This window comes from Wolbachia endosymbiont (group A) of Norellia spinipes, assembly GCF_964273535.1.
In genome coordinates, this window is record NZ_OZ187006.1 from 164,976 (window position 1) to 186,985 (window position 22,010).

21 protein-coding genes, 1 tRNA gene and 2 pseudogenes are annotated in these 22,010 nt (G+C 34.4%); 7 read left to right on the forward strand and 17 right to left on the reverse strand.

Going from position 1 to position 22,010, the window contains the following annotated elements; translation table 11 throughout:
- Positions 1-45: 45 nt before the first annotated feature.
- From ACFZP3_RS00810 to ACFZP3_RS00820, 3 genes and pseudogenes are all read right to left on the reverse strand, one after another.
- Positions 46-795: an NTP transferase domain-containing protein gene (locus ACFZP3_RS00810; RefSeq protein WP_182183378.1), complete on the reverse strand. Its 750-nt coding sequence runs from the start codon at positions 793-795 to the stop codon at positions 46-48.
- Positions 796-915: 120 nt separating this feature from the next.
- A complete protein-coding gene (locus tag ACFZP3_RS00815) occupies positions 916-3,183 on the reverse strand; it encodes a tetratricopeptide repeat protein (protein WP_386087092.1) in 2,268 nt (755 codons plus the stop codon).
- 33 nt (positions 3,184-3,216) lie between these two features.
- A pseudogene (locus ACFZP3_RS00820) lies at positions 3,217-3,684 on the reverse strand (ankyrin repeat domain-containing protein); the annotation flags it as partial.
- An 18-nt stretch (positions 3,685-3,702) separates the two neighbouring features.
- Between ACFZP3_RS00820 and ACFZP3_RS00825 the strand changes: the two are divergent.
- The 4 genes and pseudogenes from ACFZP3_RS00825 to ACFZP3_RS00840 all read left to right on the forward strand — a co-directional run bounded on the left by ACFZP3_RS00825 (position 3,703) and on the right by ACFZP3_RS00840 (position 7,709).
- Positions 3,703-4,323 carry a RadC family protein gene (locus tag ACFZP3_RS00825; RefSeq protein ID WP_386087093.1) on the forward strand — a complete coding sequence of 207 codons (621 nt, stop codon included), beginning with the start codon at positions 3,703-3,705 and terminating at the stop codon, positions 4,321-4,323.
- Positions 4,324-4,485: 162 nt separating this feature from the next.
- A complete protein-coding gene (locus ACFZP3_RS00830) occupies positions 4,486-5,682 on the forward strand; it encodes a hypothetical protein (RefSeq protein WP_386086611.1) in 1,197 nt (398 codons plus the stop codon).
- A gap of 86 nt (positions 5,683-5,768) precedes the next feature.
- The gene (locus tag ACFZP3_RS00835; protein WP_006013992.1) at positions 5,769-6,677 is read left to right on the forward strand and encodes a helix-turn-helix domain-containing protein; all 909 of its coding nucleotides are present in this window, start codon (positions 5,769-5,771) and stop codon (positions 6,675-6,677) included.
- 46 nt (positions 6,678-6,723) lie between these two features.
- A pseudogene (locus ACFZP3_RS00840) lies at positions 6,724-7,709 on the forward strand (helix-turn-helix domain-containing protein).
- A 95-nt stretch (positions 7,710-7,804) separates the two neighbouring features.
- On the opposite strand, the gene ACFZP3_RS00845 reads toward ACFZP3_RS00840, so the two are convergent.
- The 9 genes from ACFZP3_RS00845 to ACFZP3_RS00885 form a co-directional block, all read right to left on the reverse strand.
- Entirely contained in the window at positions 7,805-8,719 is a 915-nt protein-coding gene (locus tag ACFZP3_RS00845; protein ID WP_386086614.1) for a patatin-like phospholipase family protein, read from the reverse strand.
- A gap of 8 nt (positions 8,720-8,727) precedes the next feature.
- Complete coding sequence (locus ACFZP3_RS00850; RefSeq protein WP_108783956.1) at positions 8,728-8,949, reverse strand: hypothetical protein; 222 nt, start codon at positions 8,947-8,949, stop codon at positions 8,728-8,730.
- A 67-nt stretch (positions 8,950-9,016) separates the two neighbouring features.
- A complete protein-coding gene (locus ACFZP3_RS00855; RefSeq protein WP_155968672.1) occupies positions 9,017-9,550 on the reverse strand; it encodes an ankyrin repeat domain-containing protein in 534 nt (177 codons plus the stop codon).
- A 52-nt stretch (positions 9,551-9,602) separates the two neighbouring features.
- Positions 9,603-10,547: a contractile injection system protein, VgrG/Pvc8 family gene (locus ACFZP3_RS00860; RefSeq protein WP_108783958.1), complete on the reverse strand. Its 945-nt coding sequence runs from the start codon at positions 10,545-10,547 to the stop codon at positions 9,603-9,605.
- Complete coding sequence (locus tag ACFZP3_RS00865; protein ID WP_006015620.1) at positions 10,548-10,757, reverse strand: tail protein X; 210 nt, start codon at positions 10,755-10,757, stop codon at positions 10,548-10,550.
- Entirely contained in the window at positions 10,754-11,101 is a 348-nt protein-coding gene (locus ACFZP3_RS00870; protein ID WP_039950887.1) for a phage tail protein, read from the reverse strand. Before ACFZP3_RS00870 ends, ACFZP3_RS00865 begins: the two co-directional genes overlap by 4 nt.
- Positions 11,101-13,212, reverse strand: a complete 2,112-nt coding sequence (locus tag ACFZP3_RS00875) for a phage tail tape measure protein (protein WP_386086619.1) — start codon at positions 13,210-13,212, stop codon at positions 11,101-11,103. Before ACFZP3_RS00875 ends, ACFZP3_RS00870 begins: the two co-directional genes overlap by 1 nt.
- A 7-nt stretch (positions 13,213-13,219) precedes the next feature.
- Positions 13,220-13,375, reverse strand: coding sequence for a hypothetical protein (locus ACFZP3_RS00880; protein ID WP_353276151.1), 156 nt, complete (start codon positions 13,373-13,375; stop codon positions 13,220-13,222).
- A 109-nt stretch (positions 13,376-13,484) separates the two neighbouring features.
- The gene (locus ACFZP3_RS00885) at positions 13,485-13,583 is read right to left on the reverse strand and encodes a hypothetical protein (protein WP_386086621.1); all 99 of its coding nucleotides are present in this window, start codon (positions 13,581-13,583) and stop codon (positions 13,485-13,487) included.
- 59 nt (positions 13,584-13,642) lie between these two features.
- On the opposite strand from ACFZP3_RS00885, the gene ACFZP3_RS00890 reads away from it, so the two are divergent.
- Positions 13,643-14,023, forward strand: coding sequence for an EndoU domain-containing protein (locus tag ACFZP3_RS00890; RefSeq protein ID WP_353281511.1), 381 nt, complete (start codon positions 13,643-13,645; stop codon positions 14,021-14,023).
- Between the two features lie 177 nt (positions 14,024-14,200).
- On the opposite strand, the gene ACFZP3_RS00895 is transcribed toward ACFZP3_RS00890, so the two are convergent.
- Genes ACFZP3_RS00895 through ACFZP3_RS00905 form a run of 3 tightly spaced genes read right to left on the reverse strand, consistent with a single transcriptional unit; the run spans position 14,201 to position 19,225 of the window.
- Entirely contained in the window at positions 14,201-15,166 is a 966-nt protein-coding gene (locus ACFZP3_RS00895) for an RluA family pseudouridine synthase (RefSeq protein ID WP_253309973.1), read from the reverse strand.
- The gene (locus ACFZP3_RS00900) at positions 15,157-17,007 is read right to left on the reverse strand and encodes a hypothetical protein (protein ID WP_253309546.1); all 1,851 of its coding nucleotides are present in this window, start codon (positions 17,005-17,007) and stop codon (positions 15,157-15,159) included. Before ACFZP3_RS00900 ends, ACFZP3_RS00895 begins: the two co-directional genes overlap by 10 nt.
- 34 nt (positions 17,008-17,041) lie before the next feature.
- Positions 17,042-19,225 carry a ComEC/Rec2 family competence protein gene (locus tag ACFZP3_RS00905; protein WP_386086624.1) on the reverse strand — a complete coding sequence of 728 codons (2,184 nt, stop codon included), beginning with the start codon at positions 19,223-19,225 and terminating at the stop codon, positions 17,042-17,044.
- A gap of 59 nt (positions 19,226-19,284) precedes the next feature.
- Between ACFZP3_RS00905 and ACFZP3_RS00910 the strand changes: the two genes are divergently transcribed.
- Positions 19,285-19,361: transfer RNA gene (locus tag ACFZP3_RS00910), tRNA-Met, on the forward strand.
- Positions 19,362-20,116: 755 nt separating this feature from the next.
- On the opposite strand, the gene ACFZP3_RS00915 is transcribed toward ACFZP3_RS00910, so the two are convergent.
- Both ACFZP3_RS00915 and ACFZP3_RS00920 read right to left on the reverse strand, forming a co-directional pair.
- Positions 20,117-20,611, reverse strand: a complete 495-nt coding sequence (locus tag ACFZP3_RS00915) for a DNA methyltransferase (RefSeq protein ID WP_386086626.1) — start codon at positions 20,609-20,611, stop codon at positions 20,117-20,119.
- Positions 20,608-21,138, reverse strand: coding sequence for a DNA-methyltransferase (locus ACFZP3_RS00920; protein ID WP_386086628.1), 531 nt, complete (start codon positions 21,136-21,138; stop codon positions 20,608-20,610). The genes ACFZP3_RS00915 and ACFZP3_RS00920 overlap by 4 nt, the downstream gene beginning before the upstream one ends.
- Before the next feature lie 55 nt (positions 21,139-21,193).
- Between ACFZP3_RS00920 and ACFZP3_RS00925 the strand changes: the two genes are divergently transcribed.
- Positions 21,194-21,913, forward strand: coding sequence for a helix-turn-helix domain-containing protein (locus ACFZP3_RS00925; RefSeq protein ID WP_253309548.1), 720 nt, complete (start codon positions 21,194-21,196; stop codon positions 21,911-21,913).
- Positions 21,914-22,010: the final 97 nt, after the last annotated feature.

Consider the following 22,010-nt stretch of genomic DNA (forward strand, 5'->3'; position numbering starts at 1 on the left):
GTATAAAACAAATGTCAACTTAAATTAATGAATAAGAAAATGTAGTTATGAAAGAAAAGTTGGCCGCCTTTTTTTTTGAAAATAGTGTTCGGCTTTAATCAAATCCTCTTTATTATTTACTCCCATTGCTTCTCTTTCATCAGAAACTACATAACCTACACTCAAGTTATTGTTTGCTGCAATGGGTACTATATCATTAAGACAATATTCATTGGTCGAATTATTAAATTTTATTTCTTTTACTAAGGTAAAAAGATCTTTAGCATATGAAACTATTATTCCAGAGTTTGCAAGAAGCATTTTATCTCCATTTTTTAGGATTTTTTGAACATTTCCGTAATTATCAATTACTAATCTTCCATATTGTTCATCTTGACTATTGAATCCAAGAAGAACTAAATTATTATACTTTAAACAATCAGTCATTTTCATAACTGTATCACTAGATATAAAGGGAGTGTCTCCATACTGTATTAAAACTATGTCTTGATCAGATAACTCCTCCAGATTTTCTAGAGCAATTTTAACTGCAGTGCCAGTACCTGTAATATCTTCTTGAATTATTAGTTTTATATTGTATTGATCGATTATACTTTTTAGGGTATCAAACTTTTCTAAATCTTTTAGAAGGGAGTTGTTAACAACAATTGATAAGCTTTTTAGACTCAGCAATTTTGCATTAGAAATTATATGTTCTAAAAGAGTAAGATTTCCCACTTGGTGCAACGCTTTTGAATATTCAGAATTCATTCTACTGCTCTTTCCTGCTGCTAATATTATCAAAATGTTACTCATACATGACTTAGGGATTGATTAGATAGTAAGTTAATTTATAATTAATAAGATGTAAAGCCCACTATAATTTTCTAAATGATCTAGATCTTGGCACCCTCATTAGAGTTTCATTTAAGAGAGCTATAAATTCAAACTCTTTACTCTATTTTCTACGCTGACATCTTGTAAACTCTGATCTGGACTTTTTAATATTTCTAATAATCTACTTGCAAGGTTTAAGTGTTTATTGATTACTGCAACCTGGACTAATGACTTGCCTTGATCATCACGAGCATTTGTTACAGCTACGCGCTCATCGGGTTTTATTGCTTTCAGCTTACTGATAATTTCAACATTACCATTTTTTGCATTCTCAAACAGCTCTTCTACTAATTTCAATAGGTTAGTAATATTTTGGTCTCGAGAAAGATCAAGTGGTGCTTTACCTTCTTTATTCTTGATGTTATAAATTGCACCATGTTTTAATAAAGATTTTACAACTTCCAAGGAGCCACCTTTAGCTGCAACATGAAGTGATGTAGTACCACTAGAAGTAGTTTTAGCATTAACAAAGTCATTTAATTTATCACGACTGATATGTTGTAACAGAACCTCAACAATTTCTTTGTAACATTTGGAAGTAGCAGTGTGTAATGGTGTATTACCTTTATTAGTAACTTGACTAACATTAGCTCCATTTGTTAGTAAGATGTTTACAATATCTATGTGTCCATTGCTAACAGCGTAATGCAACGGTGTTCTTCCATCAATATCTTTATCGTTGGCATCAGCTCCATCTTTTAACAGACGCTGAACAGTTCGTATATCACCTTTACTAGCAGCAATGTTGATATCTTTCTGCAGATGCTGGAGAACCTCTGATGCTTCGCTACCCTCAAGCTTAAATCTAAAATTAATCATCTCTATCTTTTTTAAAATATCTAAAACACTCGGATGACTTGGTCCAAAAACAGCTTTTCTTTGATCAAAACTTTCTCTGTAGACTTTAAGTGCGCTGATCCATTTCCCTTGAGCAAAAAGTACATTTGCTATGTTGTATTGAGTATTCAAGGTTTCTGGGTGATTTTGTTGTAAAGCTTTTTTCTGGATATTTAAAACCTCTTGAAAAGCTTTCAAGGCTTCATGATATTTATTTTGATTGAAGAGTACCCCAGCAATGTTATGTAACGTTCTCAAGGTATCAGCATGATTAATACCTAAAATTATTTTCTTCTTTTCAAAAACCTCTTTATAGATTTTTAAGGACTCTTCGTATTTACCTTGGTTAGCTAGTACCATTGCTATATTATTTTTGGCACTCACAGTGGCTAGATCATGTGTACCTAGTGTTTCTTTCCTCTTTTCAAAAACTGCCCTATTGATATTTAACGCTTCTTCATATTTTCCCTGTTTATCTAATACTAATGCCATGTGAAACTGAGTATTTAAGGTATCTGAATGATTTGACCCTAGTATTTCCTTTTGTCTCTGATAGACTTCTTGATAAATATTAAAAGCTTCTTCATCTTTCCCCTGTCTATGCAGCACTAAAGCGATTGTACTTCTTGTACTTAAAGTATCCTTATCGTTTAAATCCAGCATTTCTTTTTGTTTCTGAAAAATCTCTTTAAGCATATTTAAAGCTTCTTGGTAAATTCCTTGCTTATATAGCACTTTGGCTATATATGTCTGAATATCTAAAGTACCAGGATTGTCTGGTCCTAGTATTTCTTTTCTTCTTTCAAATGCGCTTCTGAAAATACTTAAGGCTTTTTGGTAATTGCCTTGATTCAAGAGCACTAAAGCTGTATCAATCTGAGCGGATACGTCACTTTGCGATATCTGCTTCAACTGCTCGACTTTTGAAAAGTTACTATGTACTGCAGCAACTACTAACGTTTTGTTCTCTCTATTACGAGCACTCATCACTGCTTTTACTGTATCAATATCCTTTATCTTATTTAGGTCATTAATAACTTGAGCATTACCATCTTTAACCTTTTTAAATGATTCACTGACTAGTTTAAATAAGCTAGTTATACTTTTATCCACAGTAAAATCTGATGGTGTTTTCCCACTGTCAGAGACAGCATTGTATACTGCACCATTAGATAATAGGGCCTTTACAACTTTTAAGTGAGAGAACTTAGCAGCATAATGCAGAGGAGTAAACCCCTTGTTACCAACCACATTAGGATTAGCTTTATTTTGTAATAGAATATTGACAACTCCATCATAGCCCTTCCATGCAGCATAATATAATGGTGTTACACTATCAGCATTTTTGGCATTAACAAACGCTCCTGCTTTAATGTAATTCTCAACCTCTGAAGAGCTATTACGTTTTACAGCCTCAAATAATTTCTCAGTTGATGCTAATAGATTGATAACGTCTTTATCGTTAGTCATTTCTAATGGTCTTCTACAAAGCTTGTCAACAGCGTTATAAACTGCACCATTTTTTAATAAAACTTCAATAACGTCTTTATAACCAAAATTAGCAGCAATATGCATAGGGGTTAAGCCATTAGTATCTTTAGCATTAACGTCAGCACCTTGTGCTATCAAATACTTTACAACTTCTAACCGACCTTTCATTGCAGCATAGTGTAGTAATGTCTGGTTAGCTGTACCAAGCTCATTAATACTCAACCCCTTGCTAAGGAAAAACTCTACGGTATCTTTATAACCTTCTCTAGCTGCAATGTGTATAGGCTTTGATCCAGAGGCATTTTTAGCATTAATATTAGACCCTTCATCTACTAGACATTTTACCATTTCCAAATTACTTTCCTGTGAAGCAATGTGCAGTATAGTCCAATCATCATTGCCTTTAGCATTCATATCTACTTTTTTATACTGCAGTAACATTTTAACCACTTGCAAATGACCATGTGCAACTGCTAATTCTAAAGGTGTTCTGCTCTTATTGTCCTTAACATTAAAGCACTACTTGATCGTGAAGTAATAGAAACGTTTCTAAGTGCAGTGCATGACAGGGAAGAAGCTCGAATTATTGCTAGAAAGCTAATAGATAGTTTTGGAATAGGAGGAGTTTTAGGCCAGGAAATAGATGACTTGAAAACTATAGAAGGGATAACTGACTCTACAGTAGCAGTAATTTTATGCCTAAAGGAAGCTGCAAAGAGAGTACCAAGAGAAGAGTTAAAGAAAGGACCTGTAATGGATAACTTGGAAACCATAGTAAAATATTTGAGGGTGAGTATTGGTTATTCAGAGGAGGAAAAGATGAAAATAATATATTTTGATCAAAAGTGCCGTTTAAAGGGGGAAGAAGTGTTCACTGGTACAGTGGATAAGGTACCTTTTTACATAAGAGAAGTAACAAGAAAGGCATTAATAAGAAAAGCGACGTCAATAATAATATCGCATAACCACCCAGAAGGAAGGTTAAAGCCATCTGATGAGGATGAAGCTGTAACTAAAGACTTGGCTAAAGCTTGTCAGACTATAGGGATTAGGTTGCTGGATCACATTATCATCACAAGTGTTGGGTATTTTAGCTTTAAAGAGCAAGGACTGTTATAAAGCAGATGTTTGAAGATTTTCATGAGTTGTTTAACTACTTGAATGAAGAAAGTATTTGCAATCACATTAATCATTGCTTATAATTAATGAGAAAGTATATATTGAATTAATAATAAAGTAGGTTATAGACTTAGTAAAGTATATTTAATAGCGGAGGCTAATATGGTTAATAAAATAATTGTACCTTTTGATGATCAAGAAGGAGGTACTTACGAGTTAAACATTGATCTTGATAGATTATCAAAAGGTGAGGTGTTAAATGCTATTGTAGGAATTGGTCGTACTAAGGAGCAATCCACCTTTGTAAGCAAAATTAATAAGGCTAAAAAGTCTGAAGAAATAGCACCTTTCCCTGGTAGAGAAGTTCGCGAAAACAAAATCAACTATGGGAAAGGATTTGACTATGTTTATGGCACAAAACCTGTAAGTGATCAAGAAGATAAAAATCCATTTGCTTCAGCTTTGAAAAAAATAAAGCCAAGTGCAGAAAAGTTGAGCTGGTTTAAGAGTGCTGTGGTAAGAGCAAAAAGTCCAAATGAACTGCACAAGGTTGTAGACGAAGCACTAGCTGCTGGAGCAAGGCTAAATGCATGTAATGATGGAGAGTGGAGCCTCGCGGAATATGTGATACTGGGCACACATTTTCATAAATTTGATAAGGCTGATCGTAAAAAGCTAATACGTAAATTAATTCTAAACGGTGCAGAGTTTCATGATACTTTATTGGAGAATAAATTGATAGGTGAAATCTATAATGAGCTACAACCAGAAGTTCAGCCACATATAGATGAGAGACTAGAAGAACTAGAGAAAGCTGGCGAAAGTGCTGTGCAAGAAGGAGAATTAATAGATGTTGAAATAGATAATACAACATCGTATATAGAATTTTCTGGGGATAGCAAGGTAGAGGTAGCCAAAATACTGGAAGCAAAAAGAGAGCTAGGAAGTAATATTTTAAAAATTGGCAATGATGCAGTTGAGGTTAAAAGTGAGAAGGGAGGTATAAGAAACTATATCGATATGTCAGATGGAAGCTCTATTATATTAGAATTTCCTACAAGCATTGGTAAGCTAGATATTATATTGTACCACGATGTAAAAAAATATGATCAAGTACAAGTCAGAGTAGAAAATAAGGAAATGTGGTCTAAATTACAAGAAAGAGGCGAAGAAATAGGAAAAAATTGTCTTTTTGCTGGAGTAAAACTTAAAGAAGCAGTAGAAAAGGGAAGTTTTATGAGATGTGGCATATGGAATAGCAAGCAGCTTATGAAGGAGGTTGATAGCCCAAGTGAAAAATTGTCTTCATGGGTAGATAAAGTACGTGAAAATAGTAAAGAAACTTTTAGGGGGCTTTAATTCATTTATTTTAAGGTTCCAGAGTCTACCATTATATCTGGAGCCTTTGAGCTATAGTAGAAAATATTATATGTATGGTTCTTTGTATGGAAAAAAGTCTAGACTGTGAGGTAGGGCAAAAAGTAAAAAATTGGAGGTTAGAGAGAGGGTATACTCAGAAGGATTTAGCGGAGAAGGTTGGTGTAAAGTACTGGGCAATACTGCAATATGAAAAAGGGAGTCGTAAAATTCCAATTAAGAAATTATATGCTATAGCAGAAGCATTATCAGTAAATGTTAAAGGTCTAGTGTGTGGAGAGACGCTACCAAATGAAAAAAGATATTTTGAAGATGAAGAAATATTAAATTTAGTAAAGGGTTATAAAGATAAAGAATTAAGCGAGGTATTTTATTTATTAACCAAATTTATTCGTTTGAGTGAGGAAAGAAGCAGAAAAGCGGTAAAAATAGAAGTAGCAAGGGGTTTGATGAAAGTAGGAGTTTCTGCTCATGTTATCTCTCGAACAACTAACTTATCTATTGGTGAGTATGAGGAGAACAAAATTCCGGTTCCATACAAAGTAGGGCAAAGGATAAAAGAGTGGAGATTGATACGAGGATATACACAAAAAGATTTAGCGAATAAAGTTGGCATAACAAATCAAGGAATATACGAATATGAACAAGGGAGAGCTGCTGTCTCACTTGAAATGTTAGATGAAATAGCAAAGGTATTATCAATCAGTATCATAGATCTACTTCCCGAATCAGATGAGGATAGTGAAGCGGAAGAAAAGCTATCAAAGTTGATAGAAGAATACAAAAAGATTGAGAGTCGGGAATTACGCGATATGCTAATCAAGTCTTTATTTGAAGGTATACATGTTTATAGAGAAAAGGTCAGAGAGGAAAAGAAGATTGAAGTTGCAAGGAATTTAGTGAAAGAAGGAATTTCTGTTGATATTATCTTGCAAACGACAGGCTTATCAAATTATATGATTGAGAAATTTTTGTGATTTCATAGAAACTTAGCCAATAGTGGATTTTTTTGTGATAGAATATATGTTTGCTTCTGTAGGAAAAACAGCTTTTAGAGGATTTATCTATGATAATTCAGAGCATATTGGCTCAGTAAGCTACGAGCTGGGGAAAAAAATAGAAGGTTGTAGGATAGTACAAGGGTATACTCAGGCAAAATTAGCAAGCAAAATTGGTTTAACATATAAGGAAATACATAACTTTGAACTAGGGTGCAAGGCTATTACAATCAAAGAATCGTATATAATAGCGGAGCATTGTCAGTTAATGTTATAGATCTACTTCCAGGACCAACAGTACTAAGAGAAAACAGTTGGTATGAAGATGAGGATAAAGAAATAGTCTATCTAACAAAAATACATAGAGAAATTAAGGATCAGGAATTACGCAAGAAGCTGTATCCATTAGTAAGGTTTGTATATATTAGCGAGAAAATTAGCCAAGAAGAAGCGAAAATAGAAGTAGCAAAGAATCTAGTGAAAGAAGGAGTTTCAGTTGATATTATTTCCCAAGTGACTCGCTTATCTACTTATGAATATGATGATATAGAGAAAGAAATTTGTACTGATTCTATACTCTACAAAGTGGGGAAAAGGATAAAAGAGCAGAGATTAATACGGGAATACACTCAGGAGGACTTGGCAAATAAAATCGGTTCAACACCTAAAGAAATACACGACTATGAACGAGGATATACAAACATTCCAATTGAAATATTATATAAGATAGCAAAGACATTATCAGTTAACATTAAAGCTCTTGGACTAACAGAATATGAAAATGAGCCAGTTTTTGGGTTTATAGGTAAATGCGAAAAAATTGAGGATCAAGAATTACTGGATACGGTAGCCAGATCTTTATCTGAAGGAATGCAAACTGGTAAAGAAAAGGTTAAAAAAGCAGAGAAAATCAAGATTGCAAAAGATCTAGTTAAGGAAGGTGTTGCTATTGATATTATTGTGCGAGCAAGTGGCCTAACTGCTGATGAGTTGGGTGAGTGTGAAAATTGAATGTGTTTAAGATATAAGTAAAGTTAGTTAATGATTTAACCAGCAGAATTTGCTAACCAACTTTTTTGGCTCAGTTGAATTTTGCTTGGTATAAATTAAGATATGAAATCGCAAAGTTTATCTATTAATTTCTGGTTGTCCTCTATCATTGCATTTGCCTCTTGCTGAAGAGATTTGATATTTTTGAGTGTAATATTGTCCATCTCAGTCGATGCTACTTTCAATTGCGATTGTATTCTTATATATTTATCGTCTATTACTTGTTCTAGTTGATAATCAACGCAATCCAATCCAGAAGCAAACATCACATTCAGTAGTGGCTTGATCCACCCTATTTTGCCAAATTTCCTTGAGTTAGCATACTTTATACTTCTACCTGTTCCACCAGTGCCTATTGATAGCAGTATAATCTCATCATTTGGAAATAACCTCTTACCACTTGCATATGCACAAGCCGCTGGATTATTTGCAAACACTCCACCATCTATCAATACTCTCTCTGTTTGGCTAATTTTCAGACGTTTTGGTGTGAAGTACGTTGGAGCAGCTGTTGTAGCTCTGAGTGCATCTTTCAACTTAATGTTTTTTTCTTTCCAACTTTTGAAGAAAAATTCACAACTATTGTGAATGTCATAACTGGTGAGTAGTAGATTACTCGCAACATCGGCCATAGTACTTTCACCAAAGTATTTGTTGAGAATAAATTCCATATTTCTATATGAGTACTGAGAACCACTCAGCCAAGAAGCAATTGATTTTCTCCAAAATGATGATTGAAAGATATATGCTCCATACTCTTGGTAAAGTTCAACCAAATCATTGGCAGAGTATTGAAGTTTATTGCTTTTACAAAGTCCAGCAACAATAATCCCACCGGTTGAGGTTCCTGCCATTAAATCAAAAATCTGGGAAATTGGCTTTTTTGTCCTAGATTCAATTTCTGCTAGAATAATGGCAGGTATTATCCCTCTAATGCCACCTCCATCTACAGATAAAATGTACTTTGTCACTGTAAAATTTATTTGTGTTTGTGAATAGCTTCAAGTTCGTTGACTTCTTCAGTGAGGTTTTTCACTCTCTCTTCAAGTCGATAGACTATTTCGATTAGTTCTTGGTTTTTTTCTACAAATTTATCATGGATATGTACACGTAGGTCGAGTTTTGCCAACCACCAGATTAACCCTACAGTCTGTACAACTATTGTTATTATTACCGCTATTGGGATTTTTTGCTTTTTCATGTGAAAATATTAACTTGTTATGGATAGTTTTGGAAATTTATATGCAGATTATAGAAAACTTACAGCTTTAGTGATTACTTTTTGTTGATTCGTATCGGTCCTCTGCTTCTGCAAGTAGCTTAATGATTTCATCATAAGGTTTGTCCTTATTATGCCGTGATCTTAATACAGCAATTTTCCTTGGTGTTTTTCCATCTGTATCTCTAATGGTAGGGTCTGAACCTTTGTCTAATAAAAATCTAATTATCTCCAATTTGCCTTCATATGTAGCTGCATGTAAAGGTGTCCATCTTTCATATTTCGTAGCATTTATATCAACTCCTTTTTCTACTAGGAATTTTACAACCTCTGCACATCCCTCTTCTGCAGCATAATGTAGTGCTGTTAATTTAGGGATCTGCACATTAATATCTAATAGATTTTCTACTAAGAATTTTACAGTCTCTAAGTTACAATTTTGAGAAGCAATGCGTAATATCGTTTTATAATTATCTGCAGCCTTTGCCTTCATGTAGGAATAGGTAGCAATAATACATACTATTACTGTTATAAGCCACCAAAAATGCAGCTTGTTTTTTGTATCTTGACCCAATTTATCCATATTCAACATCTTTTTAATATTAAATAGATCATTTACTCATTTTTTATTAACATTACTTACTCAAAGATGCTGACAACATAGTAAGGTAACCTGAGCTATTTAAAGTATGCTCCGCTCTATTAACTATCCATTCACCATCTACCGCTTGGTTAAAGTCTATAAGATTAAGTTTAGCTTCTGCAAAAATTTGAGGATTACCAGGCATAGTTATATCTAAAGCTTCATTGTTACGCTTCAATTGTTTCAACTTGGCATTTGCTGCACTCAGCGCTGACTCTGCATTAGAGTAAAGTTCCAGCATAATATAACTTGGCTCGCTACTACCAACTGTTTCTTTAATAGTTTCGCCCTTTTCATAGCTATGCCACTTTGCCACTACTGAATTATACTTATCACGTACGGTAAAATGTACTTTCCAGTTAATTGTATCTTGAGGTCTAATAGTCGTTGTTCCTAAAGCTTTTCCTGTGGCTGATTTTGCCATATTCTTTGAAATAAACAATATATACCCACCAGCTAATTTTGCCATTGCTTCACGCTCTGTTGCGATCTTTGTTAACAGACTTATATCACTTTCATCTGCCTGATTAATATGGGGTATCAATACATTCTTAAATTCCTTAGCGACTTTGTATCCATATCCATGTTTTTGGGCTATTTCTTTTACTAAGTTTTCTATGGTAATTTGGCGCCATTCTTTTGATACTTTTGCCTTCAAAGATATTCTTAAATTTGTTGCATGAGCTTTGATTAGTAGAGTCTTAGGTGGACCCTGTATAGTCACTTCGTTGACTGTATATATACCCATTGGAAAGATTCCAAATTCCTTATAACCTAGTGCTATGTTCAATTCATTCGGAATATCTATGTCTTCATCCCTGTAATTAACACACACTTCAACTACATCATCTATTATTCCTGATTCATCTGTAAGGTGCAATGATATAACTCTATCTTTAATTGATTCACATTTATCTATTATAAAATCTGGCTGCATTTATTCCCAGACCTTTAATTTTGACTTTTGTACTATTTTCTTAATAGTAGGAAGCTTTATCTTTAATCCTGCAGGCAAAAAGCTTCCGTATTCTGCCAAACCTAAGTTCTCTGCTAGTACTAATTCCACTACTCCATCAGTAAATCCGTAATGTTTCCAGCAAATCAGATCTAACATCTCATTTTCTTTACTCACATAGTATACAGTCATCTATAGCTTTTTAAACTCAAACTAAATTCAACTTTTCTTGGTAGTCCATTAGGTAAAAAATACATCTGCTTTTCTTCTAACCTAGTAATTACGAATTGTCCTAAAATATTACCTAAACTATCTACTAAAATATGTGGTTTTTCAGCTTCTTTCACACTCTTTAATTGATTTAGCCCGTTGAGATTATGCAGATAAATCATTCCTTCTAAATCTATATTTTCTACACCTTGACCGATATTTTGTAATAGTGGCATATTTTCAATACACTCAATCGTGCTCCAACGATTTTCTTTGCTATACTTTAAACTTGTGGGAGCAAACTTATACGGACCAAGAGATAGCATCAATAAAATGTCTCTACCGTATCAAATAAAACATCACGTGACTTTTCTCTTATCCTTTTTATTACTTCATCTGCAAGACTACGAACATCTTGGTTAGGTTCTGCTTTAATGCTGATAGTGTAATTATTAGTGATGTTCTGAGTTTTATTTTGTTCTTTATTTTCAAACTTACTCCTTGCAAATATCTTATTGCTCTCTGTAAACTTTTTCTCCTCAATAAGGCTTTTGACTCTGAAGCTATTTTTATTTCTCTTTGAAAATTCTTTAATTATACTGTTACCTAGCACAGGATTTCCACTGTTGAGAATATTACTCTTTATGGGAGTATGGACTGCTTTTATTTCAGTTTTTCTTTTTTCAAATTCTTTCAGTGGGCTATTTTCCAATACTTTTCCAAATACACTTTCCCCTATCCATGAAAAAGCTTTTCCTATAGGTTCAATGAGTGATTTCCACAAGCTAGAGAAAAAGTCTTTCACCTTTTGCCAGTTAGCTATAACAAGAGCTGCACCAGTAACAAGTCCAGCAACTAAAAGTCCTATAGGGTTAGCGAGTGTTATTGCTCTTAGTCCTGTTACTACTGCAGGAAAAACTGTAGCTGATAAAAATGAAAATACTCCAAGTAGGTTTGCTTTCAGACTAAAAATCGTACTTCCTAGCAATGTAAATCCGTATCCTAGTCCTACTGCTACAATTTTTAAACTTATCAAGGATGCTACAGTACCCATGATCGCCGTGGTTAAAGTTGGATATTTTTCTGCAAACTCTGCTATATATCTAGTTTTTTCTTGTAAAAATTCAGCTATAGATTTTAAAGTAGGCAACATCACTGAGCCCAGGTTCATACCAACTTCAGCTATTGCATTTCGAAGAAGTCGTAATTTATTAGCTGTAGTGTCTGCACGATTTTTGAATTCTTCTTGTAGAGAGCTCTTGTACTTTTCTGTATTAGCCAATAACTTTATTGCATCCTCATACTTATTAAAACTTCCAGCTAATAATGCAATATCATCTTGATATTCCTGACCAAAAAGTTTCATAAGGATTGTAGAACGTTCCTGGTTATCCATTTTCTTTAGAGTTTGAAAAAAATAGAGTAATGCTTCTTCGCCGTTTTCGCTTATTCTTTGTACTATTTCTTCTGCAGTTATTCCCATTTGCTCTAATGCTGCTTTAAAATCCCCTCCTTGTTCTTCAGCAGTCTGAAGTTTACTAAGTAGAGCATTTATAGCAGTTGCAGCTTTTTCAGGTGTTTTACCTAAGCTAATGAAAGCATTTGCTAAACTACTTGTTTTCTCGATATCCAAACCAAACTGCTTTGCAGTACCACCAACTATTGCTAGAGTTTCAACCATATCTCTTGCTTTAGCAGCAGTGTTATCTGATAAGTGGTTGATCACATTACCAACATGTTCCATTTTACTAACATCAATGCCATAAACGTTAGAGAGTTTAGCTATAGAATCACCTGCTTGCTCTGCAGACATATCAAATGCTGTAGACATTTTTGCCACTGTTTCTGTAAACATAAAAAGATCTTCTTTCTTGATACCAAGTTGACCACCACTTGCAGCTATTTGTGCCAGTTCTGCGGCTGATAATGGTATAGTGCGTGACATCTCTTTTAACTTCTTTGCAAATTTAGTTGCTTCATCCGTTCCTTTTTTAAAATCTACCACTTTTGTAACATCAGCCATAGCACTTTCAAAGTCAATCGCAACTTTAACTGGAGCTGCAAGCGTTAGCCCTAGCCCAATAGTCTCTATAATTTGTGACTTAAAATGTGCTTTGCTTGCTAAAAAACTTTGGTGACTACGTATTGCAGACCCAAGCTTACCATACTTACCTTTTAGCACTTCAATAGAAGAACCAAGTTTATATTGATCACTTACTAATGACTTAATATTTCTTCCACTTTTCCTTACTTCTTCATTAAATGAATGCAAAGCATCTCTCTTTTTCAAATATGCTTCTTTTGCTTTTGTTGCAGAAAACTTAGCTTTATCAAATTCAGCTTTTAAAGTTTTGCTCGGTTTCTCTATTGCTTTCATTTGTTTAGCTAAAGATTTTACTTGATCTTCAAAGCCCTTCCACGACCTCCTGCTAGTCAAAACATCACTACCCCAACTGCTTAAATTTTGATACTGATTTTAAAGATGAGTCAAGCTTTCTTATGTTCTCACCAAGATGAGTAAGTTGACTACTACTGCCCTTTATTACAGTATTAAAACTGCCATCAAGTACTGCACCTATTTTTATCGATAATACTGACATTTGAACTCCCTAGCTAATTTGCTCCATAAAATAAATTCACTAATCTCCATATCAAGTATTTGTTCAACTCCTCCTCCTACAACAGAGCTGAACATTAATACTTCTGACCTCAAGTTCTTTGAATAACTGGTGAAAAAAAATCCTTGAGCACCTCTTGTACTTTAACATAATCAGCAATATCTAACTCCTCAATTGATTCTTTTGCCACTGATGTTAAGTTCGCTGTCAGAGTGACTTCTTTACTTAAATCACTACCATTTAGGTGGTATGCATTTTGTAGGTAGATATGTTGAAGCTCAAGAAGATAAATGGGCAGGTGCAATTTGGAATGATAAGTCCCTATGCAATAAATCAGATATTAAGCCACCAGTTTATACATTTGGAATGAAATATTTGGGTAAGGATGGGGAAGTGAAAGTTAAATGCCCAAATGGATACGCATATAACCTTCATGCCGATGATATTTTAATTTCTGCAACTAAGGCGTTCAAGGAATTAGGAAAAGATGGAATGTGCCTATATGAAATGGAAGATGACAATTATCAATCAGTGTTTGTAAGAAAGAATGATGCTATACTCACGTTCTATCCCGACTTAACACCAAAATGTGATGATAAGAGTACTTATTGTAGCTGCAGTAAATCTTAATTTATTTCAGCCAAAGATATATATAGCTAAAGTGGCTTAGGTTTACCTACAATTTGAAAAACAAAAATTCGTCATCCCGCTGCTCGTTAGCGGGATCTAGAGATACCGCGAATGAATCGCGGTATGACGTAGGGAAACCTTTCTTGGGTTAGCTATACCAGCAATGATGCCGTTACTTCAAAAATCAGGTAAACCTTTCTTAGGTATATTTTCAAACTCACCAATTAAAGTTTTTATATCTTGCGGTAAATCAGAGACAAATTCCATGTATTCCTTACTTTTTGGGTGGTATAAGCCCAGTGTATAAGCATGTAGTGCTTGCCTATTGAAATTATGAATGAAACTAGAGTTTTTAGCATATTTTGTGCTTTTACTACTATTTTTTCCGTAAACTTGATCACCAACTATGGAATGTCCTATGTGGCTCATGTGGACTCGAATTTGGTGTGTTCTACCTGTCTCTAAAGTGCATTTAACCAGGCTTACTTGTCCTATAACTTTCTGCACTAAATAGTGAGTGATTGCTAATTTGCCTGTGATTTTTGTTACACACATCATTTCTTTATTACCACGCTTTGGAGCAATGTTAGTCTTTATCGTTCCTTGTTGAGTAGACAATGTTCCCCAAACTACTGCTAAGTATTCCCGCTTTACTTTACGATTTGATAACAACTCAGACAAAAAACTATGGGCTTCCTCATTTTTTGCAATTACCATCAGCCCACTGGTATCTTTATCGAGTCTATGAACAATTCTTGGTCTTACATCAAGGTGAGCGATAACTGCGTTCAAGAGCGTATCATTGTTTGTCCCAGCACCAGGGTGCACTGTTAATCCACTTTGTTTACTCAGAACTATAATGTCCTCATCTTCATAGACGATATCAAGTTTTATGTCATAATTAGGCTCAATTGATGTGGATATGTCAGGTTGAACGAGATGCACCACATACTCTTCACCTGGTTTTACTATGTGATCATTATTAATTATCGGTATGCCAAGTAATTTCACCTGCTCATTTTGTATCAATCTTTGAGCTTTACTGCGTGATATGTTGCACTTTTCAGCTACGTAGATATCTAGCCTTAATTTCTCCTTATCATTATTAACACTTAAGGTTATTACTGAGTGATCTATAGTGATTTACCCCGCGCCATTTCCCATGCTGCTTGAATATTTTGATTTACGAAATCAACTTTTGTACTAGGAAGATCACCTTGTTTTTTAATATGGCAAGTTGTTTGAGAGCCATCTTTCCAGTGAATTATTATCTTGTTATCAAAATCCCGTAGTGTTGCCTCAACCTTTTCTTCTTTATTATCTTTTTCTTCCAGCTTAATAGATTCTAATAAATAATATAGAAAGTCACTTGGTTTGCCGTTGATTTTTTCTTTCCATTCATCTGTTTTTTCTCGTTCAAATAAATCTTTTTTCAGCTGCCTTACTCTGTCTTGTTTTTCTAAGACTGCCATTTTTTCTTGTAGCTTCTTCTCTTCATCTACTAATTGATCAGTATTATCTTCATTATCAGGCTCACTTGGTCGGTTGTGTTCTTCTAATAACTGTGTCTGTATCTCTTGATCTGCAGATTCATTAGTACTAGTTTGCATATCTTTATTTGCAGATCGATCAGTATTAGATTGACTACTGCTTCCTTGCCCATTTTGTTGAGGGTTGGGGTTATTAGGTGCGTTAGGTAATCTTTCATCTGCAAAAGTCGCTCCGGATAATCCCATACGGGCTCCAGGTTTAAGTCTAGATATTCTATCTTCTAAAGTCTCTGCTAGATTACTCAAGTTGTTTACTAAACTCATTACCTTTTCTACGTCCACTTCACTCAGTTTACCTTTTACGTCTCCGCTAACTTCTTTACACAGAACATCCACACTTTTACTAATATTTTTCAGGCAGTCAGTTATTTCTTTACTAGCAGTTGTTTTCACCTCATCCACATTTTTCTTTATATCTTTTTCTAATTTATCAAGTAAAGCTTTGAGATCCTTCCCTATACTGCCAAGCGTTTCTTTAATGTTAATATTTGCAGGCTTTAAAAGATCGTTCTTAAATAAACAGCAAATTTTATCAATAAAGTCAGTTAGGTGTCTATTAACTAATCTTCCCAATCGAGATATCGGATCATTCTCCTCTTCACTCTTAAATTTATTCTCCATTACTGATACAACACTACCTTTTCTCCATGGGAGTAAAATATCCACATTATCGAATTTTTTAACAATATTGCATGCGTTATTTACTTCATTACTTTTTAATTTACTCAATGCTATACATATTCCAACAATGAAGACAGCACTCACGAATGCAATGAAACCCCATTCTTCCCAACCATGAACATTGGCAAAGCTAAATTTATTTTGTATCAATGCACCAGCTACAATTAGACCGCTCAGCACATATGGCACAGTAAGCAAAATAACTTTATTTCTATTCTCTTGTCTTTTGTTTTCTAATATTTCTCCCTGTTTTTCAGAGATTGGTAAAATTATTGAAAAACCTTGCTTTTTATCGACCAAATCAGGAACAATTTCTATTGTTAATGCATTTTGAGCAATCTCATTTATTTCATCACTTTTTCCACCTCTAATCTTTATATCTATTGGGCTATCACCATCTTTTGATTTCTCATCTTTTATTTCTTGCTTGTATATATATCTTAGAGCAAGAGAGGTTAATAAAACTACTCCAAAAATAACAGAAACCAGAAAGTAAGTTGGCATTAATGTTGGGTTAAAAGTAGCAATAAAGCTTAAATCGTTAAGGGTTATTACCATTGCAGTTATGTAGGCTAGAGAAAATTGAAGCCAAGTGTTCACAACTGCTATAGGTAGGGTATTATTTACAGAATATTTTTTTGCTGCATGCCATGCTTTAGGGAGAAAACCAATGGCATCATTTATTCTGGCTACATTATGATCATGAGTTAGGTTGAGGTTTAAAGAATTTCCTTCTTGAGTACCTAAATACATAAATTTCCTTACATTTAAATTTAATTAATTATTGTTAACAACACTTTAAAATCAAGCTTTTTAACTTATGCCAAGGCCGGTTAGAGCGCACTTTATTAATCTTTACGTAACGATTTGTTAACCAAATTGAATGTGTGCCATATGTTTTTAGATTGGTGTATTTAATAGTTCTAGTATTACAAACTGAATAGTCGAATTCACTTAATTGAATTATTAAATCAACTTTATCACAATTTTCTGAAATATCTTCTTTTTTATAAGCAAGCAGTACTGATTTATTATTTCCTTTATTATATATACAGCCATAATCGTTGCACTTTAGTCTTTTATCTGGATTGCTATATTTTGTATGATTCAAAATTTGGTTCTGCCCATTTTGTTTCGCCCATGTTTTGACAACAAAGTTCCTATTTTTTCTGGTGAGAGAATATAGTAAGTTATCACTCTCCTTTGCAGCAACATTATCAGCATTTATTAGGATGTCGGGGGTTTTATATGCGGTGCTAAAGCAAATACCTAGTACAATAAAGAAAATTCCGAAGAAACGCCAATTTCTTTCCCACAAGCACAGCCACAATAAACCAAGTGTTATGATAATAATTGATGAGGCAGGAAAAGTACGAATGGGAATAACCAAATACTGAAGACTAGCGATTGCATTTGTTATATACAAGATACTGTCAATTGGGCGCTCTATAAATGGCGCTATAATCCATTCAATACCTAAAGGAATCAATAAGACATAAATTATTCCAAGTGGAATAATAATTAATGTAACTATTGGTATAGCAACTAAATTTGTGATAATACCACTAATTGAAAAATAATTAAAATTGTATATCATGTACGGAACAGTTGCTAAACTTGCTATTACTGAGCTGATCATTATCGACACAAAATATTTCATTATTTTTATTTTGAACAATTTATTAGCATTAATTTGATAACTGGCAACCAGTGCCAAAACCGCAGAAAATGACATCTGAAAGCCTGGCTTTAAAATTGCTTCTGGTTCTACTGAGAGTATCACTGCAGCAGCAAACGCAATTGCTATTAACCCTCGATATTTTCTCTCTATCATTATTGCAACGAGTACTAAAATCACCATGATGTAGGCACGCTGAGCAGAAATTTGCATACCGGTAATCAACAAATAAAACGTGGTTGGCAAGATAGTAAGGAATGCAGATATTTTCTTGGTGTTATACTTAAGAGTCAAAGTTTCAGATATTGCGAATAAATTACGAAACACTATAAAAAACAGGCCAGCAACAAATGATAAATGCAAACCAGATATGGCAAACAAATGTGCTATACCTGAATCTCTTATCGCATCCATAGTTTTTTGGTCTATTCCGTCCTTTTTGCCGATTAGTAATGCAGAAATTATGTCTGCATGTGGTTTTTTAATATTTTGCTGCAGGTTTTCATAAATGTATTGACGGAAAGATTCTATATATTCTTGAAATTTCCTTGCTTCAGCCTTTTTGTGCAAAGCTATTTTGCTTGTTGCAAAACCTGTTGCACTTATTTTCTGATAATATGCTATTCTTGCAAAATCATATGCATGCTCCGAGGGCGCAATCTTTAGAGGGAAGAGTTTTGCTGATAATTTTACTTGATCGCCTATTTTAATGCCTTTTTCCACTTTGGTTCTAACTGATATTCTGATGTTATCTAGAGCTCTATCCGGTGTCATTCCAGCGCGTAACGCTGGAATCCATATCTTTTTTTTCTGGATCCCAGTATCAAGTACTGGGATGACAAAAGGGGGTGCTGGGATGACAGGAGAGGATTTTGAGATAGTAGAGACAGAAAGCAGAAATTGTTTGTATGAGCCCCTGTCATTAATGTCCTTCACTGTGGCAATTATATCTTTTACGTATCTCTCTTTATCAAGAATTTGAGTATCAACTAAAGCTGTTCTTAATTTACTAGCTGTAAATCCTATGAGCACTGCAATTAAAGCAATGCATAGTATTGTGTACCTTTTGTGCAGTATCGCAATCAGAGTTAGTGTAGGTGGAAGCAAAAGAAAAATAGATATAGTGAAAATGCAGCTTGGTTCAAAACTTAGGGAAAAATAGGTTAAAATCCCTACACACTGACACACAGGAAACCACAGTATCAAGTTATATTTTTCATTACGTAGGTTATGACGTATATAGCTAACTATTATGTCAAAAAAAGTTAATAAATATACTAATATACGACCCATAGCGGATTTTATCCTTGTATATCCTATAATTGCAAGTATAATAGCTAAATAAACAACGACGCGGGATGGAGCAGCTCGGTAGCTCGTCAGGCTCATAACCTGAAGGCCGTAGGTTCAAATCCTACTCCCGCAACCATTTTCCAACTGTGCGAATATTCTGGTTTCAGGTAGAAACTACTTGACAAATTCCCCCAGTCCCCTTATCATAATACTGAAGGTATTCAGTTATCTTCATCTGTGCAGATTAAACAGCAAAAAACAACGTAGTTGGCGTCTTATTTTTAATTTTTTGCACTATGTGCACCTTATGTCTTCACAACATTTCTGGGTTTTTACCTACACAAGCTGAAACGCGCTTATAAGTCGTTTAAGACAGTATAGAACGCCGATTTGCAGGATTAGAGAGTGACAACTAGCTAACACGGGATTTCTTTGCCTTTTTTTTCTGCTTAGTAAATTTCTTAAACATTTAAGATAAGGTGAGTTGCACTTAAAAGCAGCTAAATTGCAGTGTTTAAGACTTAAAAAACGCCAATACAGAAAATAGACAGTGACTAGGGCTTCTTTTGCCTTTTTTTTCATTTGGTAAATTTCTTAATGTTTATAGCTAAAGTAATTTAGGCCTACCGACAACCGTCATCCCTGTAAAGGTCAAGTATCCCGCTACTTGTTAGCGGGATCTATGTTAAGAGATACCGCGGCGGTATGACGTAGGGCTGCTGTCATTCCAGTGCTCCTTTTTTTGTCATCCGAGTAGCCCCTTTTTTGTCATCCCAGTGTCACGCACTGGCATTTGTTGTAAACTCACTTTTACTCTATGGTTATCTTTTTATACTACCTTGTCTACCTTATTTTGCCGCTCCGCTGAACGGATACGAACAAAGAGCATAACTAAACTACTAATGACTGCTGAGTGAACTTAGGATCCAATACAGACTGCTTAGCCTTTAACACTTGCTCTTCACCATGAACAATGCGTTGATAAATAGTTTCTTTTGAGCATTCTTTTTTTAAGAACCTAAAAGCAGATGCAGCAAGATATTCTCTATTTTCTTCAAATGCTAACCAGTAACGGTCTTCTTGCTCACATACAAAACCTGTTGTGTTAGAACCAGCAAAAATATCTAAAACAACATCTCCTGGTTGTGTTAGAAACTGAATAAAAAATTGAGGTAATTTAGCAGGGAATCGAGCTGGATGCTCTTTTACACCTAGTTCCTTACATGCAGCAAGATACTGGCTGTTAGATTCTGAATTGGGAATCTGCAAAAGATTTGATGGAATAGCTCCTCCATTATCTTTACCAAAGCTACTACCAATATTATGTCCTGATGGTCGTTCTTTTGGAGTATAATAAGCCTTTGGGTTCTCGATAAGTTTTTTCATGCGGCCACTGTATTCCCTAGCACCTTTGTGACATCTGCTTTAGGCCACTCAGTTTTGCTGAACCACCATACTGTATTAACAGAATCTTTTGCTCTGATTTTTCTCTTATTTACCCATTCAATTGGACTTGGCAATTTAGAAGGATTATACCAATAGAAATCTTCTGCAAGGAAGAAGCCTATGTCATCACAGAAATGTATAAGCACTCTAAAATTATATAAACTTCTGGATGGCACGCCTTTTTCATAAGCCCCACCTAAATCAAGTACAAAACTGCCTGTATCTTTGAGTTTGCTATGTACTAATTTTGCAAATCGACTAAGCCAGGCAACATATTCGGCTTGGGATTCATTTCCGTATTCTTTTTTTCTTTGCAAAGCAAACGGTGGACTGGTTATTACGAGGTCTAAGCTATTGTCTGGTAATTGTGGCAATAGGTTAAGAGAGTCTCCACAATATGCAGCTCCCCTATCTGTAATATATGTGGGTTTACTATTAAATTTAAATTTTTCCAATATGTGCACCATATGAAAGATACTTATAGTCTGTAGACTTATAATTGTCAACTATTATCTTACAAAGATGACAAAAATAAAAAAACAATCTTTGCGGTTACTTCTTTCCCAGAATATACGAAAGATAAGAAATATAAAAGGGCTTTCCCAAGAAACTCTTGCTGATTTATGTGAATTACACAGAACATATATAGGCTCCGTTGAACGTGGTGAGAGAAATATCTCTATAGATAATGTTGAGCGCATAGCAGATGCCCTTGGTGTTGAACCTACTGCACTTCTAAATCAGGATCAAGACAGAAAATGTCTGAAAGATATATTTCCTCATATACGGAAGTATCAGGAGTTTGCTGTTAAGCATGGTATAAATGATATCTTTCAGGATAACGGCGGAAAAATCCTACAAGTCTTATTACTAACTGGACTCACTATTCTTCCAGCACGCGAGGGAAATGATGTCATTGATGAGTATGGTAATGAATATGAGCTTAAATCAGTAAATGCTCTTCTTACAAAAAGCTTTTCTACTCATCATCATATGAATCCTACAATAATTGCAAAATACCGAAAGGTGGATTGGGTATTTGCTATTTATGAAGGAATAGAGCTAAAAGAAATATATAAATTAACGCCGCAAGACCTTGAACCATATTATATTACATGGGAAAAGAAATGGCATGATACTGGTGGTAAAGACATCAATAATCCCAAAATTCCTTTAAAATACGTCAGAGATAAAGGTAAGCTTCTTTATCATTGTGATGAAAGAGTATGTGACCGCCACTAACTTCCTCCATCCCAGGTTGATTTTAAATTGTCCGGAATGCTGAAAACCCTAACATTTAACTCTTTTTTTGATAAACTTGTTTATTTGCTGTTTATTA

Excerpts from the sequence above, each read along its gene's own strand:
- ACFZP3_RS00865 (WP_006015620.1), bottom strand. The coding sequence starts at position 10,757 with ATGACTGTATACTATGTGAGTAAAGAAAATGAGATGTTAGATCTGATT.
- ACFZP3_RS00835 (WP_006013992.1), top strand. The coding sequence starts at position 5,769 with ATGGAAAAAAGTCTAGACTGTGAGGTAGGGCAAAAAGTAAAAAATTGG.
- ACFZP3_RS00915 (WP_386086626.1), bottom strand. The coding sequence starts at position 20,611 with ATGAAAAAACTTATCGAGAACCCAAAGGCTTATTATACTCCAAAAGAA.
- ACFZP3_RS00860 (WP_108783958.1), bottom strand. The coding sequence starts at position 10,547 with ATGCAGCCAGATTTTATAATAGATAAATGTGAATCAATTAAAGATAGA.
- ACFZP3_RS00855 (WP_155968672.1), bottom strand. The coding sequence starts at position 9,550 with ATGGATAAATTGGGTCAAGATACAAAAAACAAGCTGCATTTTTGGTGG.
- ACFZP3_RS00850 (WP_108783956.1), bottom strand. The coding sequence starts at position 8,949 with ATGAAAAAGCAAAAAATCCCAATAGCGGTAATAATAACAATAGTTGTA.
- ACFZP3_RS00905 (WP_386086624.1), bottom strand. The coding sequence starts at position 19,225 with ATGGGTCGTATATTAGTATATTTATTAACTTTTTTTGACATAATAGTT.
- ACFZP3_RS00890 (WP_353281511.1), top strand. The coding sequence starts at position 13,643 with ATGCATTTTGTAGGTAGATATGTTGAAGCTCAAGAAGATAAATGGGCA.
- ACFZP3_RS00925 (WP_253309548.1), top strand. The coding sequence starts at position 21,194 with ATGACAAAAATAAAAAAACAATCTTTGCGGTTACTTCTTTCCCAGAAT.
- ACFZP3_RS00810 (WP_182183378.1), bottom strand. The coding sequence starts at position 795 with ATGAGTAACATTTTGATAATATTAGCAGCAGGAAAGAGCAGTAGAATG.
- ACFZP3_RS00880 (WP_353276151.1), bottom strand. The coding sequence starts at position 13,375 with ATGTCAGTATTATCGATAAAAATAGGTGCAGTACTTGATGGCAGTTTT.
- ACFZP3_RS00815 (WP_386087092.1), bottom strand. The coding sequence starts at position 3,183 with ATGACTAACGATAAAGACGTTATCAATCTATTAGCATCAACTGAGAAA.
- ACFZP3_RS00830 (WP_386086611.1), top strand. The coding sequence starts at position 4,486 with ATGGTTAATAAAATAATTGTACCTTTTGATGATCAAGAAGGAGGTACT.
- ACFZP3_RS00920 (WP_386086628.1), bottom strand. The coding sequence starts at position 21,138 with ATGGTGCACATATTGGAAAAATTTAAATTTAATAGTAAACCCACATAT.
- ACFZP3_RS00870 (WP_039950887.1), bottom strand. The coding sequence starts at position 11,101 with ATGCTATCTCTTGGTCCGTATAAGTTTGCTCCCACAAGTTTAAAGTAT.
- ACFZP3_RS00900 (WP_253309546.1), bottom strand. The coding sequence starts at position 17,007 with ATGTATTTAGGTACTCAAGAAGGAAATTCTTTAAACCTCAACCTAACT.